Below are 16,752 nucleotides of genomic sequence, written 5' to 3'. Positions count from 1 at the left end.
TTCATCACTCCTCGGATGGTAGAATCTCGGCGATGACCCGGCCGCGATCGACCATGTCCCCATTCGAGACGGATATGTTGCTGGCGATCCCCGCTGCGGTGGCGCGGATCGAGATTTCAAGTTTCATGGATTCCATGACCGCGAGCACATCGCCTTCGGCCACGGTCTGCCCGTCTGCAACCTTGACCTCGACAATCATGCCGGTCAGCGGCGAGGCCACAGACCGATCTGCCGCCGCATCGCCGCCCGCAAAGTCAAGCGGGGCTGCTGGACGGAAAACAAGGCGGCCTTCGGGCGTGTCCATTTCGATCACGCCAGCGTGGCGGCGCGCGGCGAGCACAAAGATGGACTCACCTTCCGCGACGCGCCAGCTACCGGGCGAAATTTCACGCACGGCGAGGATGATCCTGGTGCCGTCTTCTGCGATCACGGCGTATCGGTCCCCGGATTTTACAGGGCCGACGCGCAGTTCTTCGGATGCACCGGTCGTGTCGGTCAATGTTACGCGCTGTCCCGCTTCAAGCGGGTCACCGCCCAGGCCAAGCCGCCAGCCAGTGAACGTGGAAAGATTGGTCCAAGGGTCCGCGCATGGGTCACGCCGGTCGGACGCCACGAAGAGAACGGCAGCGGCCGCTTTCCACAACTCGGGGCGCGCAAGGGCGGGGGGGGACGTCAGTGCGTCAAGCCTGCCGTCGATCCAGCGCGTATGAACCTGCATCTGTTCGAATTCGGGATTGCGCGCCAGTGCTTTCAAAAAGGCGCGGTTGGTTTGCACACCCTCAACTGCGACGTGATCCAAGGCTGTCGCCAGCCGCGCCAAGGCGGTTTCCCGGTCCGGCGCATGCACAATCAGTTTGGCGATCATCGGATCATAGAAGGGCGTCACTGCGTCGCCTTCTTCGACACCGCTGTCGATGCGCAAACCTTCCGGCAGGCTGAGCGTGGTCAAGGTGCCGGTTGAGGGGGCGAACTGCATCGCCGGGTCTTCGGCGTAAAGCCGCGCCTCGACCGCGTGGCCATTGATCTTGAGGTCATCTTGCATCAGGCCAAGGCCCGCGCCTTCTGCAATGCGCAGGTGAAGCGCAACAAGGTCCAGCCCGGTGATCGCCTCGGTGACGGGGTGCTCCACCTGAATGCGGGGGTTCACCTCGAGAAAGAAATACTCGTCCCCTGCAACCAGAAACTCCACCGTGCCGAGGCCGCGATAGTCAAGCGTTTCACCCAGGCGCACCGCGTCATGCGCGATGTCGTCCAGAAGCGTGCGCGGCAGTCCCCAAGCCGGAGCTTCTTCGATGACCTTCTGGTGACGGCGCTGAAGCGTGCAATCACGTTCGAACAGGTGCACCACGTGCCCCTTGCCATCACCCGCGATCTGCACTTCGACATGGCGCGCTTCTGGCAGGAAACGTTCCAGCAACAGCCCTTCGGAGCCAAAGGTGGATTTCGCCTCGCGAAGGGCGCCTTCGATGTCTTCCACAAGCGTGGCCTCATCGGTGACAAGCCGCTGGCCGCGCCCGCCACCGCCGCCGACGGCCTTGAGCAGAACGGGCAGGCCCATTGCGCGGACTTCATCGGCGATCTCTTGGGGATCGGACCGCGCGCCTTCAGCGCCCGAAATAACCGGAACGCTGGCGGTCACGGCGGCCTCCTTGGCGCTGGCCTTGTCGCCGAAACGGTCAAGCGTGTCCGGCGTTGGCCCCATGAAGATCATGCCGGCGGCCTCGACCGCACGGGCAAAATCGGAGTTCTCGGCCAGAAAGCCATAACCGGGGTGGATCGCATCCGCGCCGACCGATTTCGCGGCGGCAACCACCGCGTCGATCTTCAGATAGCTCTCGGACGCCGGTCCGGCGCCGATGCAGACTGATTGCCCGATCTCGCGGACGTGCAGGGCATTGGCGTCGGCTTCGGAATGCACGCCAACAGGGGTGATACCGCTGCCCCGCGCGGTACGCGCGATCCGGCAGGCAATTTCGCCGCGATTGGCGATCAGAAGCGTCTTGATTTTCATGATACGCTCCTCACATCCTGAACACGCCGAAATTGGTTTCGGCCTTGGGTCTGCGCGAGGTCACATCCAGCATGAGCGCCATGACATCGCGGGTTTCACAAGGCTCGATCACGCTGTCGATCCAGAGGTTAGAGGCAAAATTGTAAGCACCTTGAAAATCCTCGTATTCCTTGCGGATGGGCGCCTTGAAGGCTTCCTCCTCTTCGGGGGTCCAGCTTTTGCCTTCGCGTTCGTTGATCTGTGCGCGGACCTGCGCGAGCACGCTGGCGGCCTGTTCCGGCCCCATGATTGCGGACCGTCCTGTTGGCCAGGCGAACATTGCGTCCGGCTGGAATGGGCGGCCCAGCATTGCCAGGTATCCCGCCCCGTAAGAGCCGCCGGTGATGATGGTAAACTTTGGCACCCGGGCCGAAGACATGGCCGTGATCATCTTGGCACCCGCCTTGGCGATGCCCATCTGTTCGACCTCGCGGCCAACCATGAAGCCGTTCACATCCGCCAGAAACAGCAGCGGAATATCGCGCTGGACGCAGAGGTTGATGAAATGCGTCGCCTTCAACGCGGCCTCGACGAACAGCACGCCGGTATTGGCGAGAATGCCCACTTCGTGGCCGTGGATGCGGCCCCAGCCGGTCATGATCGTGTCGCCGTAAAGCGGCTTGAACTCGTGGAAATCGCTGTCATCCACAAGCCGTGCGACAATCTCGCGGTTGTCGGTTGGCACCTTGGGGTCGCGGCTGACGATGCCGTAGATTTCCTCGACCGGATAGGCGGGCGCGCGCGGCGTCTTGGGCGTCTTGCGGGGCAGGGGTTTTTCGCCCAGATGGCTGACGATCTCGCGGGTGATGGCCAGCGCGTGGGCGTCATCCTCGGCAAGATGGTCGGTCACACCCGACACGGACGAGTGCATCTTGCCGCCGCCCAGTTCTTCGGCATCCACCTTTTCGCCGGTGGCAGCAAAGGTCAGTTCCGGCCCGCCAAGATACATGAAGCCCTGGCCACGCACGATCACCACCTCATCGCAGAGCGCCGGGATATAGGCACCGCCAGCGGTGCAAGGCCCCATGACGACAGCGATCTGCGGCACCCCGTCACCGGACATGCCGATCTGCTGGTGAAAGATCGATCCGAACTGCCCCTCATCGGGGAAAATGTTTTCCTGATCCGGCAGGAAGGCACCGCCGGAATCCACCAGCGTGATAACCGGAAGACGGTTCTTCCAGGCAATCTTCTGGGCGCGCACGTGCTTGCGCGAGGTCATGCCGAAATAGGTGCCGCCCTTAACGGTAGCGTCATTGGCGATGATCATGCACTGGCGGCCCTCGATCACACCGATGCCGGTGATGATGCCGCCACCCGGTGGCACGCCATCATATTTGTTCAGCCCGGCAAGCTCCCCGACTTCCAGAAAGGGGGTGCCCGGGTCGATCAGCCGCTCGATCCGTTCCCGCGGCAGGATCTTGCCCTTCTTCACGTGTCGGTCCCGTGCCTTTTCGGGACCGCCAATGCGTTGCAGAAGCCGAAGGGTATGCAGCTCGCCGACTTTGTCGCGATACTGTGTATCGTTTTGCCGGAAGTCATCGGACCCGGTATCGAGTAGGGATTTCATTTTTGTCATGGCAGCTCGGGGTATTCTCTCAGAACAAAGGCAACCTTGGCGGCGCCGGGTTTTTCAAAAGTGTCAGCCGCCACCAGATGGACGTCGGCCTTGAAGACGAGCGCGTCGCGCAGCCGCTGTTCGATTTTCTTCTTGAGGGCGTCGTCATCCGCAGCGTCGCGACCGGGACCGCGCTCGACGATCACCGTCAGCGCGCCCTGCGTGGTATGGCCTTTGAAATCGGCCACGATGCGCATGACGCCGTTGGTGTCCGGCACCATTTCGGTGATGACGCTGTTGATGGCCGACGGGAAAACATTGGCACCGCGCACGATCAGCATGTCGTCGGTCCGGCCTGTGCACCGGATCTTGGGGCCGGTCCGCCCGCAGGAGCATTCGGTGTCGATGACCTCAATATAATCACCTGACCGGAACCGCACCACCGGGCTAGCCTGACGGCCGAGCGCGGTATAGATCATCTCGCCTTCGGCGCCTTTTTCCCAAGGGATGATTTCTCCGCTTTCGGGATCCAGCAGCTCGGTGATGATATAGTCCATGTTGACCATATGCATCCCCGACTGGGCGTCGCATTCGGCCCAGTAGGTCACACCCAGATCGGTGCCGCCCAGCATTTCAGTGCATTTTGCACCCCAGGCCGCTTCGATCTTGGCGCGAATTGCCGGGATGCCACCACCGGGCTCTCCGCCGACGATCACCTGTTCCACGCCCAGCTCACTGGCCTTGCATCCCAGCACCTCTGGCGCTTTTTCAGCCAGGTGCAGAACGAAATTCGGTGCGCCGACGATGCAGCGCGGACGCGTGTCGGCGCAAGCGCGCAGCAGCCGTTCCGCACCGCCATCCGCGCCCACCGGCACATCGATCGTGCCCATGTATTGCAATCCCTGCATCACGGGGATGCCGCCGACAAAGCCCTTGGCCAGCGAAAACGCGTGCAGCACCATGTCGCCGGGACGCACGCCATTGGCAAAGAAGCATCGCGCTGTCATCTCGTGCCACATTTCGGTATCCGCTTCGGTCAGCGCCACATAGGACGGACTGCCGGTTGTCCCCGATGAGGCTTGCATCTGAATGATGTCCGCCATCGGCGCGGCGCGGTGTTTGCCGAACGGCGGCTCGGCGGACAGGCTTTCGCGGATCTCGGTCTTGTAGGTATAGGGCAGCTTCTGTAGGTCTTCGATGGTGCGAATATCGTCGAACTCCACGCCGGCCTCGGCGAACTTCTCCTGATAGAAGGTGGAGTTCGTCTTGAGATAGGCCATCTGCGCACGCAGTCGCTCTTCCTGAATGCGGCGCACCTCTTCGAGCGCCGTGCCCTCGATTTCGTGCCAGAAACGATCGTTTACCTTGTCGGCGGCATCCTCCCGCCGGAAGCGCATTCCAAATTGCATGTCGTCCTCCCTGTCGGCCAGCGCGATCAATAAGACCGCGGCAGACCCATGACCTTTTCGCCGATGAAGCTGAGGCACAGTTCGCGATTCACGGGTGCCGTGCGCAGCAGGCGTACAAGCGGATACATCTCGTATAGTCCCGTATCCTCGGTAAAGCCCGATCCGCCATGCGCCTGCAGCGCGGCATCCACGGCCTCGATCCCGGCTTCGGCGGCGGCATACTTGGCCATATTCGACGAGGCCCCCGCGGGCAGCTTGTTGTCGAATTCCCAGGCCGCGCGTCGGGTCATCAGGCTGGCCATCTCGACCGCTGTGTGCGCCTTGGCCATCGGGTGCTGCACGCCCTGATGCGCGCCGATGGGCTGATCGAAGACATTGCGCTCGGAGGCATAGGCCACCCCCTTGTTCAGCGCGAAGCGGCCGATGCCGCAGCACAAAGCGGCCAGGATGATGCGTTCGGGGTTGAGACTGTCGAACAGAATCGAGAACCCTTCGTCAACCTCGCCGACAACGTCCTCGGGGCCCAGATCGACCTCGTCAAAGAACAGGGTCCACTGTTCTTCGGGCAGGGGGATCGAGATCTTCACCCGCTGCTTGTCGACACCCTTTTTCTTCAGGTCCACCGCAAAGAGCGTGAAGCCGTCGGTCTTGCGGCTGACTTCGGTGTGGGGCTTGGTGCGTGCTACCACCAGACAATAGTCCGATACCTCGGCGCCGGTGATAAAGGTCTTTTCGCCCGACAGGCTGAACCGGTTGCCCCGGCGCTTGGCCAGCGTGGTGGCCTTCATCGTGTTGGATCCGGCCCCCGGTTCGGTGATCGCGAAACAGAACTGGATATCACCACGGCAGGCGGCCGGCAGCAGTTCCTTCTTGTGGAATTCGCTCCCGTGGCTGGCGATGTGGGCCAGCGACATGGTCGGCCCGACCACCATCATCAGAAGCGGAATGCCGTGATTGGCGGTGCCTTCCATGAACAGGGCCATTTCGGTCATGCCAAGGCCGGCGCCGCCGTATTCCTCGGGCACCATGATGCCCAGAAAGCCGTCATCAGCAATCTGTTTGAACATCTCCTGCGGGAATTCATGCTTGCGGGCGTGGTCCAGCCAATATGCATTGTCGTATTTCTGCGCCAACTGGCCGCCGTATTCGTAAATCTGGCGCTGTTCGTCGTTCAAAGTGAATTCCATGTTTCGTCCTCAAGCCTTGAATTCAGGGGTGCGCCGGTTCTCGAACGCGTCGAGCCCTTCGGTGACGTCATCACCGGGCAACGCGCGTACGGCGGCATCCAGCTCAAGCCGCATCTGCTGGTCGATGCCCAGGTCCGCGCCTTCCCGCGCAAGTCGCTTCATCTCGGCGATACCCGGACGCGAGCGGGTGGCGATTTTCTGACAGTATTCCAACGCGGTCTGATGCAACTCCGCATCCGGCACGATATAGTTGACCAGACCGGCATCTTTGGCCTCTCCTGCCGCAAGCCAGCGGGCTGAGAACATCAGGTCGAGCGCCCGGCGCTGCCCCATCAACCGCGTTAGCCGTTGTGAGCCGCCCCAACCGGGAATCAGTCCGAATTGCGCATGCTGATCGCCGAACTGAGCGGTTTCGGCGGCGAAACACACATCGCATGCCAACATCAGTTCGATCCCGCCGGCCAGACACAACCCCTGCACTGCCACCACGACAGGGAGGGAGGAGGTTTCGAGCGCACGCAGGTTGTCCATGCCAAAGGCGATGAAGTGATCCAGCGCGGCGGGATCGTTCAATTTACCTTTCACTTCCACCAGATCGGCGCCTGTGCAAAAGTGCTTGCCCCGCGCCCGGATGAGGATCGCCCGGATATCCGGGTTCGCCTCGAATTCCGAACGCGCGGCAGATATGCGCTCATGCACGTCAAGTGATAGGCAATTGAATTTCTCGGGGCGGGCCAGCTCGATGATGCCGGTGTTGCCCTCGGTCGTGACGATGATGGGATCGTTCATTTCTGTGCTCCCGTCGCCTTCTTGTCATACTGCAGCGCCATCCGTCCGACCTTCTCGCGGGCAATCACCAGCTTCTGGATTTGCGCTGTGCCGTCACCGATCTGCAGGCCGAGCACATCGTTGTAGCGCTGGTGGTGAGGCAGGTCGGTCGTATAGCCGTAATGCCCGTGCAGGATCAGGCACTGGTGCAGGATCTCGCAGGCGGTTTTGGGCAGGTACCACTTGCACATCGCCGCCTCGGACGTATGCGGCAGGCCGCGGTCACGCAGGTCCAGCGTGTAATAGCAAAGCTGGCGCATCATGGTCAGTTGGGTCTCAGCTTCGGCCAGCGGGAAACTGACGCCCTGATACTGCACGATCGGGGCCCCGAAGGCTTCGCGTTCCTGAACGTAGGCCCAGGTTTCATTCACAGACGCTTGCGCGGCACCCAGGCACTCCAGCCCGATCAGTGCGCGCGAATAATCAAACCCGGCCATGATCGTTCCGAAGGCGCGATCCTGTTCGGCCATCATGTTTTCGGCCGGCACGAAGACGTCGTCAAAGAACACCGACCCACGCCCGACGGGCTTGGTGCCGATGTCGTCAAAATGCGTGCGCTTGATGCCGTCCTGGTTCAGATCGACAAAAAAGGCGCTGACCCCGCGTGAGCCACCGTTAGGATCGCCGGTGCGGGCAAAGACGACCGCCGCATCGGCCTGACTGGCAAAACTCATGGATGTCTTTTCACCGTTCAGCCGCCAACCGTTTCCGGATTTCTCGGCCTTGAGGATCAGGTTCGCCGCGTCCGATCCGCCGCGCGGCTCTGTCAGACCCAGACCAATGACGGCATCACCCGAAACAACCTTGGGCACCCATTCCGACGCGATGTCGCGGGAGGCGTGTTTGGCCACCATTCCGCCCATGAGAGAGCCCAGAAGCTGCACGTAACTTGCATTGAAATCGGCATAGGCGATCTCTTCGACGATCATCCCTGACGTGACAGAGCTTTCACCCAGTCCGCCGAATTCTTCGGGCAGATCGGCCCCAATCAGGCCCAGTGCGCCCATCTCCCTGATTAGCGCACGATCGAAGGTATGGCCGCTTGCGCGCTCCTGATATGTGGGCGCAAGCTTTTCAGTTGCGAAGCGGTTCGCGGTTTCGCGAAACGCTTTTTGTTCGTCTGTAGGCTGGAATTGCATCGGTGCTCCTCCCCATGAGCGAAAATCTTCTTTCCAAAAATCTAACAAATGTTAGAATACAGATCAAGTATAGTTTTGAGGAGGATGCCCACAATGGAAAATATGCCAACGGAGAGCTTCGGGACCATGCTCTCGCCGATCCGCGCAGGCCAGCATACATTGCGAAACCGTGTCATCATGGGGTCGATGCACACGCGGTTGGAAACCGAGCCTGACGGCATAGCCAAACAGATCGCTTTTTACTCTGAGCGGGCGCGGGGGGAGGCGGCGATTCTGGTGACCGGCGGGTTTTCCCCCAATGCCGAGGGCATATTCGATCCCGAAGGTCCGCGAATCGACGACCCGGAAGAGGCGCGCAGCCTGCGCCCGATCTGCGAGGCGGTGCAGGCCGAAGGCAGCCTGATCTGCGCGCAACTCCTCCACGCCGGGCGCTATGCAAAAATCGAAGGTTGTGTGGCCCCTTCGCCGATCCGTGCTCCGATCAACCGTTTCGTTCCGCGTCAAATGACCGAAGCCGATATTCTCCGTACCATCGAGGATTTTGCTGCGGCCGCCGCCAATGCGCAGGCTGCGGGCTTCGATGGCGTCGAAATCATGGGGTCCGAGGGATACCTGATTAACGAATTTACCGTGACCCATACCAACAAACGTGAAGACGACTGGGGCGGAAGCGCCGAGAACCGACACCGTTTTCCGGTCGAGATTGTGCGCGCGGTGCGTGAACGCTGCGGGCCGGAGTTCCTTGTCATCTATCGGATTTCGGCGGCCGATCTGGTCGAAGGCGGCGCGCCAGCCGATGAAATTGCCGCACTGGCCTGCAAGATCGAGACCGCAGGCGCGGATATTCTGAACACCGGCATCGGTTGGCACGAGGCCCGCGTGCCGACGATTGCCTATCCGGTGCCGCGCGGTGCTTGGCGCAAGGCAGCGGCCAACGTGAAAGCGGCGGTATCGATTCCGGTGGTCGCCTCGAACCGAATCAACACACCCGAGCTTGCCGAAGACATCCTTGCCTCTGGCGATGCAGACATGATCTCGATGGCGCGCCCGTTTCTGGCCGATTCGCATTTCGTGAAAAAGGCGCGCGAGGGCCGCGCTGACGAAATCAACACCTGCATCGCCTGCAACCAGGCCTGTCTGGATTTCATCTTTTCGGACCGGCCTGTCGGATGCCTGGTTAATCCAAGGGCTGGGCGTGAAACGGAATTCCGGGACACGCTAACCGACGCGCCAAAGAAAGTGGCTGTCGTCGGCGGTGGCGCGGCAGGCCTGGCCACGGCGGCCGAGGCCGCGCGGCTGGGCCACGATGTCACGCTGTTCGAAGCGCAAGGCAAGCTGGGCGGTCAGCTGAATCTGGCCCGCGCGGCGCCGGGCAAGGACGAATTCGACGAAACCCTGCGGTATTATGCCGGTCTGCTGAAGAAGCACGGGGTCAAACAGCGGCTGGGGCAGCGGGCAGACATGAGCGATCTTGACGGCTTCGACCATGTGGTCATCGCCACGGGGGTCACGCCCCGCGTTCCCGACCTGCCGGGTATCGACCATCCCAGTGTCGCGACTTATGCGGAAATCCTGTCCGGTGACCGCGAGGCGGGCGACCGTGTCGTGGTGATGGGGGCAGGGGGCATTGGCCATGATGTGGCCGAGTTCCTGGTGACCGAACCCGCCGAGGCCGCCAACACAGACGCCTTTTGCGAAACATGGGGCGTGGACCCCGAGTTTGCCACCCCGGGCGCCCTGGCTGGCGATCCATTGGCACCGAAACCGTCGCGACGCAAAGTCGTTATGCTTCAGCGCAAGGCAGCAAAACCCGGCGCGGGGCTTGGAGTTTCAACAGGGTGGATCCTGCGCAACGCGCTGCGCAAACACGGGGTCGAGGCGATGGGCGGGGTGACCTATGACCGCATCGACGACGCGGGGCTGCATATCCTCACGGACGAAAGCCCAATGATCATCTCGGCCGATACGATTGTGCTATGCACCGGCCAGGAGCCGGAACGCGCCCTGGCAGAAGAGCTTGCCGCGCGCGGCGTCACGGTTACGATGATCGGCGGGGCAAAGGAGGCCGCCGAACTTGATGCTCTGCGCGCCATTGATGAAGGGGTGCGTCTGGCGCAAAGTCTCTGAACCGAAACCCTGGCAAGTGAGGATACCATGCTGACCGACGTCGTCCGTGCAGGGCGCGCTGATCTGTATTCGATCTTTCGAACCCGCGCACAGGACTGCGCGGGTGATCTGGCCATCGAGGACGGCAGCAAGAGACTGACCTACGGCGAATTGCTGGGGCGGGTCGATCGTCTGGCGGCTGTCTTTCTGGCACGAGGCGTGGCGCCCGGCGACAGGATCGCGATCCTGTCGCACAACCGCTCAGAATACCTGGAGGTCGAACTGGCAGCGGCAGGAATCGGCGCGATTGTCGCTTGCCTGAACTGGCGGCTCGCCCGCGATGAACTGCGGCACTGCATCGATCTGGTCGCGCCGGTGCTCGCGGTTGTCGAACCGGATCTTTCAGAAGCGTATCGGGCCGTCGCGGCGACACCCTGTCTGACCGTCGGGCCAGACCTGGAAACGGCCATTGCCGGGGTCCAGCCGGACCCGCGCATCGGAACCATAGTCGACGATCCAGAGGCCGGTCTGACGATTCTTTATACCTCGGGGACTACGGGCCTGCCCAAGGGGGCGCTCATCAGCCACCGCGCGCATATCGCCCGATCCATGGCATTTGCGGCACAACTGGCGCTGGATCCCGGTGACGGGTTCATCGCCTGGGCACCGATGTTCCACATGGCCTCCACCGATCATGCGCTGGCAACGATCTTGCGGGGCGGGACCGTGGTGATGGTGGACGGATTGCAGCCTGCAGTGATCAACGAAGCGTTGTCGCGCTACCGGATCGGCTGGTTCGTGATGATGCCCGGTGCGCTGGACGCCTTTATCGCAGAACGACGCGCCAACCCTTTGCCCGTGAAGGGGATCAAGGTTTGCGGCGCCATGGCCGATCTGGTGCCGCCGCATCAGATCGCGGAACTGACAGCCCTTCTGGACACGCCCTATCTGAATTCTTTCGGCGCAACTGAAACCGGCCTGCCGCCGGGGACCGCCGATCTGATTGCGCCGGGTGTTACCCCGGACCGGCTTTCCAAGCGCATCAGCGCATTTTGCGAGGTTCGGCTGGTCGATCCCGACGACCACGTAGTGCCGGATGGGACGCCGGGCGAAATGGCTGTGCGGGGTCCGACAATGTTTTCAGGGTACTGGAACGCCGACGACGCCAACGCCCGCGACTTTCGCAACGGCTTTTTCCACATGGGTGACTTGTTCCGGCGCAATGCGGACCGCACCATCGATTTTGTGGACCGGGCCAAATACTTGATTAAGACCGGCGGCGAGAACGTCTATCCTGCGGAGATCGAGCGTGTCCTTCTATCTCATCCCGGTGTGGTTGATGCCGCGGTAGTACGGGCATTCGACGTGAAATGGGGCGAAAGTCCGGTGGCCTTTGTCGCCTGCAGCAAGGACGGGCCGGATGCCGAAGCGCTGATGAATTTGTGCCGTGACAACCTTACAGGCTACAAACGGCCGCGCGAGTTTCTTTTTATCGCGTTCGAGGATTTTCCCAGATCGACCAGCGGAAAGGTCCAGCGGCATGTCCTAGAAGCCCGGCTCGCGGATTGATTTGCGCCCCAGCCCGGTCGTCAGCCCATCACGCCGGTTCGTCCCACAAGCGCCATAAGCGTTCCGGTCATCGTTGCGACCAGCTTCTCATCCTCGCCCTTCACGGCATAGGCACGCGCTTCGCAGATGGTCAGAGTCCTTCCCGGCTTCACCACGTCAGCGACGAAGCGAAACTGTTCGCCGTCCGCCGGGTTGAGCAGATTGATCTTGAATTCGGCTGTCAAAACGGCCGCGTATCCGCAGGCGCTGTCGAGCGCGGTCGAAACGATTCCGGCATGTAAAAAACCATGCTGCTGGGTCAGCGTATCCTGATGTGCCATTTCCAGAACAATGCGGCCGGGCGACAACTCGGCAATGCTGATCCCCAAAGTATGCATCACGTGCTGGCGGTTGAAACTGTCATGCACGCTTGCGTCATAGTCGGCGTTTTTCGGTTCGAATCGCGTCATGGCGGGTCTTCCTCTTCGATTTCATTCATTGATGACCACTCTTAGACGGTCTTTGAGGCGCGCATCTTGTAGCGAAAGGCCAAATCGAATCGTTGCGGACTGAGCGCGCAACGCGCCGGGCGGTTTGCCGGCAAAGGTCCGGCAAGCGGCGGACAAATGAGATTGATCGTAATATCCGGCGTCCAGCGCCAGATCGCTCAGCGGCAGGGTCTGTGACGCAAGCTGCCCGAGAGCCTGACGAAAGCGTCGCGAGGCCGCAAGCCTCCGCCGCGACACGCCGGTTTCCGCCCGCACCTTTCGACGTTCGGTCCGGTCGCTGTACGCTCCGGGTGGCGCGGCAAAGCGCAGGCCTTTCGCGAGGCCGTCAAGCACCGCGACAAGCGCAGGCAGGTCATCCTCCTCGGTCTGTACGCGGCCCAGTTCCAAGGCCAGCATGTCCAGCACTTTGCAGTCCGTCAATCGCTGCGGTCGTGACGACAGTCGCAGCCCGGCCACGACACCCTGGAATGGCCTTGGGCGGGGCGTGAAACAAGGGCGCGGTTCTGCCAGCGAAACGCGTGCCCCGTCGCTGTCGTCGCAGGTTATCGAAAGGGTAAAGAGGTCAGTTGCGAACCGCCCGCTTCCACGACGGCTAAGCACACCGGCATCGCGGAACATGAAAAGGTGATCGATCTGTGTGACCGCTTCCAGAGGCGGCACCAGCTCGAGATAGAGCGGCGGCGCCGCTAGGTCACTGCACGAATGCATCCCGGTTCTCGGCGACGAAACCAGCAAATCGACGGGCCGGGCGGCCCAACACGTCGCTGACCGTTGTCTCGATGCCGGCAAGGTAGCCCTTGGGCGCGAGGGAGGCCAGTTCGACCATGGCTCCGGCGACCTCATCCTGCATCCCACCGGCCACCATGCCCGCTTTCGCATCCTCGGCCGACAGGGGGGCACAGGTGACAGTCCGGCCTGCCACCTCGGACAGGAGGGCGGCAATATCTTCTGCGGCAAGGGCTTCGGGCCCGGTCAAACCAAGAGCCTTGCCTTCGTACCCCGGAGCGGTCAGCGCCTCGGCGGCGACATCCGCGATGTCGCGGGCGTCGATCCAGGCCACGGGGCCGCCCAGATCATCGTAGTACACCGCGTCCTTCGCAATGTTGCCGGCCTGCCACAGCAGGTTCTGCATGAAATAGGTCGGCTGAACGAAGGTCCAGTCAAGGCCGCTTTGCTTCAAGAGTTCCTGGGTTTCGGAATGCCATTTGCCGAAGGTCAGCCCCGCCTTGGGCGAGGCGCCAAGCCCGGTCGCCACGACAACATGGCGCACGCCCGCCGCCTTGGCTGCCTTGATCACGTTCGCCTTCCACTGGCGCATGTCCAGATGGGCAGGCGTGACCAGGTATATCTTTTCTGCCCCGTCACAGGCCCGCGCCAGCACGGCGGGATCGGTGAAATCCGCGGCGACCGCATCGCATCCCTTGGCCTTGAGCGCGTCGAGCTTGGAGGGGTCGCTGGTGACAGTGCGCACGGTTGCGCCCTTTGCCAAAAGCGTATCGACAAGAGGCGCGCCGGTGGTGCCCGTGGCTCCGAAAACAGTGATCATGGCTTTTCCTTTTGCAGGTCTGCGATGGGTTGAATGGTTTCCGGGTTGCTGATCGACGACAGATCGCCCGGATCTTCACCGAGAAAGGCGGCGCGCACTATCCGGCGCATGGTTTTCATGCTACGCGTCTTGGGCAGCGCCTCGACGAAGTGGATCTCGCGCGGGCGGAAGGGTTTCGAGACGATCTCTCCGACCCGATCCTTGAGCCGGTCCACGAGGTCCGCGTCCGGCGACACATCCGGTGCCGCCACACAGACGCAGACGACGGCCACACCCTTGATGTCGTCAGGTGCCGCGATGGCGGCGGCATCCACCACCTCTCCGCTCTCAGTCAGGGCCGCCTCGATCTCGGGCGGGCCGATCCGTTTACCGGCGAGGTTCAGCGTGTCGTCCGACCGGCCCAGGATAAACCATGTCCCGTCCGGATCGCAGCGCACCCAGTCACCGTGCCGCCAGAGGCCGGGGTAGGTGGACCAATAGGTCTCAAGATAGCGATCCCGGTCGCCCCAAATGGCCGGGGTCAGCCCCAGAGGCGGCTGGGTAACGACCAGTTCGCCCACTTCGCCCGGCGCGGCTTCGCTGCCGTCCTCGCGCAGCACCTTGGCCCCGACACCCAATGCCTGGGCGGAAAATCCGCCGGGCTTGATTTCATGCAGCACGGTCGAGGTCAGGATCGCGCCGAACAACTCGGTCCCGCCCGAAATGTTCAGCGGCACCGCGCGGCGGCAGCAGATGTGGTCCAGTTGCCAGAGCCAGGCGTCGTCGGTCCAGGGTTCACCGGTCGAGGCGACGATGCGCACAGGCGACAAGTCGTAGTTAGACAGAGGACCGGCCTCCTGCGTCATGAACTGCCGTACCAGGGTCGGAGCCACGCCGAGATGCGTGACCTCCATCTCGGACGCAAGACGCAAAAGTCTGAACGGATCGCCGGGCATCGAAGGTGCGCCCTCCGCGAGCACCAGCGTTGAACCCGATAGCAGCACCGACAAAAGGGTGAGCGGTCCCATGACCCATCCCATGTCGGTCATCCACAGGTGCCGGTCATCCTGTTTCATGTCTAGGCAAAGCAGGAAATCGGCCGTGGCCTTGGCCTGCACCCCCAAATGGGTATGCACGACGCCTTTTGGCCGCCCGGTGGTGCCCGATGTATAGGCGATAAGGAAGGGATCTTCGACCTTGACCGGAACGGCGGTAAACTCCGGACTGGCGGGGCCCACGGTTTCGGTCCAGTCGAGATCGCGGGCCGGATCGGCCGCCGCGCCGCCGAACCGTCGCAGGCTGACCACGGTGTGCACCGAAGGCACCTCGGTCAGGGCTTCGGCAAGCGCCGCCTCCATCCAGACCGGCTTGCCTCGCCGGGGTGTGGCATCCGCTGTCAGCACCGCCACGGCACCGGAATCGTTTAGGCGCGAGATGATGGCATGGGGCGCAAAGCCGGAAAACAGCGGTACCGCGACCGCGCCCAGTCGGGCAATACCCAAAAGCGCGGCCTCGATTTCGGGGATCATCGGCATATAGATGCCCACCGCCTGACCCGGCCGCACCCCGCGGACGGCAAGGGCAGAGGCGACGCGGGAGGCTTCGGCAGCAAGTTCGGAATAGGTCCAGCGGCGGCGACTTCCGTCTTCACCGACCCAGTCGATCGCGACCTTTTCGCCTCGGCCATCGGCAATTCGGGCATCAAGACAGGTTTCCGTAAGATTCAAAGTGCCTCCGACGGCCCATTTGATCGATTCAGGCCCGTCGGAAATATCCCGCAGCACCGTGTGCGGCTTGCTGAACCGAATACCAGCATGGTCAATGATCCGACTCCAGAACCGGTCCGGCTCCTCATTGGCGCGGCGGGCGAGATCCTTGTAGCTGTCGATACCGCAGTCCTTCAGAAAAGCGGTCAGCGTGCTCGAACGTTGAATGTCAGAGTCTGGCCGAAACATTCTTCACCTTTCTACAATGAAAAAGGGCCGCACATAAGGCGCGGCCAGTAGGGGAGGTATCTCTTGGCAGCAGCGCCCTGTGACAAGGGCTGCGACCAACGACTAGCCGTGCATCGACAAGCCGCCTGAAACCGAAATTACTTGGCCTGTGATGAACCCTGCGTCGTCGGATGAAAGAAAACAGATGATGCCGGGATAGTCGGAAGGTTGCCCCAGGCGCTTCATCGGGATCGCCCGCTTGAGACCCTCGGCAATCTTTTCGCCAGCTTCACCTTGCGCGAATTCGGCGAACAAAGGTGTGTCCGTGGGGCCGGGCGCGACAGCGTTCAACTGAACCCCCTTGCGCGCTAGTTCTCGAGCTACGGTCTTTGTAAAGGAAATGATGCCGCCCTTGCAGGCCGAATAGACGGCCTCGCCCGATGATCCGACACGACCCGCGTCGGACGCGATATTCACCACACGGCCGCCGCCGTTCTTTACCATGCCCGGCAGCACCGCGTGGTGCATGTTCAGCGGGCCATAGAGGTTGATGTCGATGACCTTCTTCCAAAGTTCGGCATCGGTGTCGAGGAACAGCCTACTTTCGTCCCAGCCGGCGTTGTTCACCAGCACGTCGATCGGACCTCCGGCCTCGAACTCGGTCACCGCCGTGTCGATCTGGGTGCGGTCGGTGATGTCTACCTTGAAGGCCTGCGCCTTTCCGCCAGCCTCGGCGATCAGTCGGACAGTTTCTTCCGCCCCATCCTTGTTCAGATCGAAAACGGCGACTTCGGCACCTTCTTCGCCGAACCGTCCACAAACCGCGCGACCGATGCCGCTGCCGCCGCCGGTCACGATGACCCGTTTCCCACTCAACCCTCGCATATGGAGGTCCTCCTCTTCCGCTATACCTTGGTAAAGAACTTGATTCGAGACGTTCTTTGGTGCATTCTAACATT

At 62.1% G+C, this 16,752-nt stretch carries 13 protein-coding genes; 2 read left to right on the top strand and 11 right to left on the bottom strand.

What is annotated here, in order from left to right:
* Window positions 1-4: 4 nt before the first annotated feature.
* Genes MF268_RS20320 through MF268_RS20295 form a run of 6 tightly spaced genes read right to left on the bottom strand, consistent with a single transcriptional unit; the run spans window position 5 to window position 8,171 of the window.
* Window positions 5-2,011 carry an acetyl/propionyl/methylcrotonyl-CoA carboxylase subunit alpha gene (locus MF268_RS20320; RefSeq protein ID WP_238372693.1) on the bottom strand — a complete coding sequence of 669 codons (2,007 nt, stop codon included), beginning with the start codon at window positions 2,009-2,011 and terminating at the stop codon, window positions 5-7.
* Between the two features lie 10 nt (window positions 2,012-2,021).
* Window positions 2,022-3,629, bottom strand: coding sequence for an acyl-CoA carboxylase subunit beta (locus MF268_RS20315; RefSeq protein WP_238372692.1), 1,608 nt, complete (start codon window positions 3,627-3,629; stop codon window positions 2,022-2,024).
* Window positions 3,626-5,017: a phenylacetate--CoA ligase family protein gene (locus tag MF268_RS20310; RefSeq protein ID WP_238372691.1), complete on the bottom strand. Its 1,392-nt coding sequence runs from the start codon at window positions 5,015-5,017 to the stop codon at window positions 3,626-3,628. Before MF268_RS20310 ends, MF268_RS20315 begins: the two co-directional genes overlap by 4 nt.
* 26 nt (window positions 5,018-5,043) lie before the next feature.
* Window positions 5,044-6,204 (bottom strand): acyl-CoA dehydrogenase family protein, encoded by a 1,161-nt coding sequence (locus MF268_RS20305; RefSeq protein WP_238372690.1) that lies wholly within the window; start codon window positions 6,202-6,204, stop codon window positions 5,044-5,046.
* Between the two features lie 9 nt (window positions 6,205-6,213).
* Window positions 6,214-6,993 carry an enoyl-CoA hydratase/isomerase family protein gene (locus MF268_RS20300; protein WP_238372689.1) on the bottom strand — a complete coding sequence of 260 codons (780 nt, stop codon included), beginning with the start codon at window positions 6,991-6,993 and terminating at the stop codon, window positions 6,214-6,216.
* Window positions 6,990-8,171 carry an acyl-CoA dehydrogenase family protein gene (locus MF268_RS20295; RefSeq protein WP_238372688.1) on the bottom strand — a complete coding sequence of 394 codons (1,182 nt, stop codon included), beginning with the start codon at window positions 8,169-8,171 and terminating at the stop codon, window positions 6,990-6,992. The genes MF268_RS20300 and MF268_RS20295 overlap by 4 nt, the downstream gene beginning before the upstream one ends.
* A 93-nt stretch (window positions 8,172-8,264) precedes the next feature.
* Between MF268_RS20295 and MF268_RS20290 the strand changes: the two genes are divergently transcribed.
* Window positions 8,265-10,298, top strand: a complete 2,034-nt coding sequence (locus MF268_RS20290) for an FAD-dependent oxidoreductase (protein WP_238372687.1) — start codon at window positions 8,265-8,267, stop codon at window positions 10,296-10,298.
* A 27-nt stretch (window positions 10,299-10,325) separates the two neighbouring features.
* Entirely contained in the window at window positions 10,326-11,846 is a 1,521-nt protein-coding gene (locus tag MF268_RS20285) for a class I adenylate-forming enzyme family protein (protein ID WP_238372686.1), read from the top strand.
* A 20-nt stretch (window positions 11,847-11,866) separates the two neighbouring features.
* Here the strand turns inward: MF268_RS20285 and MF268_RS20280 are convergent, their stop codons facing one another.
* The 5 genes from MF268_RS20280 to MF268_RS20260 form a co-directional block, all read right to left on the bottom strand.
* Window positions 11,867-12,295: a PaaI family thioesterase gene (locus MF268_RS20280; RefSeq protein ID WP_238372685.1), complete on the bottom strand. Its 429-nt coding sequence runs from the start codon at window positions 12,293-12,295 to the stop codon at window positions 11,867-11,869.
* A 21-nt stretch (window positions 12,296-12,316) separates the two neighbouring features.
* Complete coding sequence (locus MF268_RS20275; RefSeq protein WP_238372684.1) at window positions 12,317-13,042, bottom strand: helix-turn-helix domain-containing protein; 726 nt, start codon at window positions 13,040-13,042, stop codon at window positions 12,317-12,319.
* Entirely contained in the window at window positions 13,026-13,880 is an 855-nt protein-coding gene (locus MF268_RS20270; protein ID WP_238372683.1) for an SDR family oxidoreductase, read from the bottom strand. Before MF268_RS20270 ends, MF268_RS20275 begins: the two co-directional genes overlap by 17 nt.
* Complete coding sequence (locus MF268_RS20265; RefSeq protein ID WP_238372682.1) at window positions 13,877-15,814, bottom strand: AMP-binding protein; 1,938 nt, start codon at window positions 15,812-15,814, stop codon at window positions 13,877-13,879. The genes MF268_RS20270 and MF268_RS20265 overlap by 4 nt, the downstream gene beginning before the upstream one ends.
* 102 nt (window positions 15,815-15,916) lie before the next feature.
* Complete coding sequence (locus MF268_RS20260; protein ID WP_111368607.1) at window positions 15,917-16,678, bottom strand: glucose 1-dehydrogenase; 762 nt, start codon at window positions 16,676-16,678, stop codon at window positions 15,917-15,919.
* Between the last annotated feature and the right edge of the window lie 74 nt (window positions 16,679-16,752).

The sequence above is a fragment of the Heliomarina baculiformis genome (assembly GCF_019966545.1).
GTDB lineage: Bacteria > Pseudomonadota > Alphaproteobacteria > Rhodobacterales > Rhodobacteraceae > Heliomarina > Heliomarina baculiformis.
This window is presented reverse-complemented; position numbering and strand designations above follow the sequence as displayed.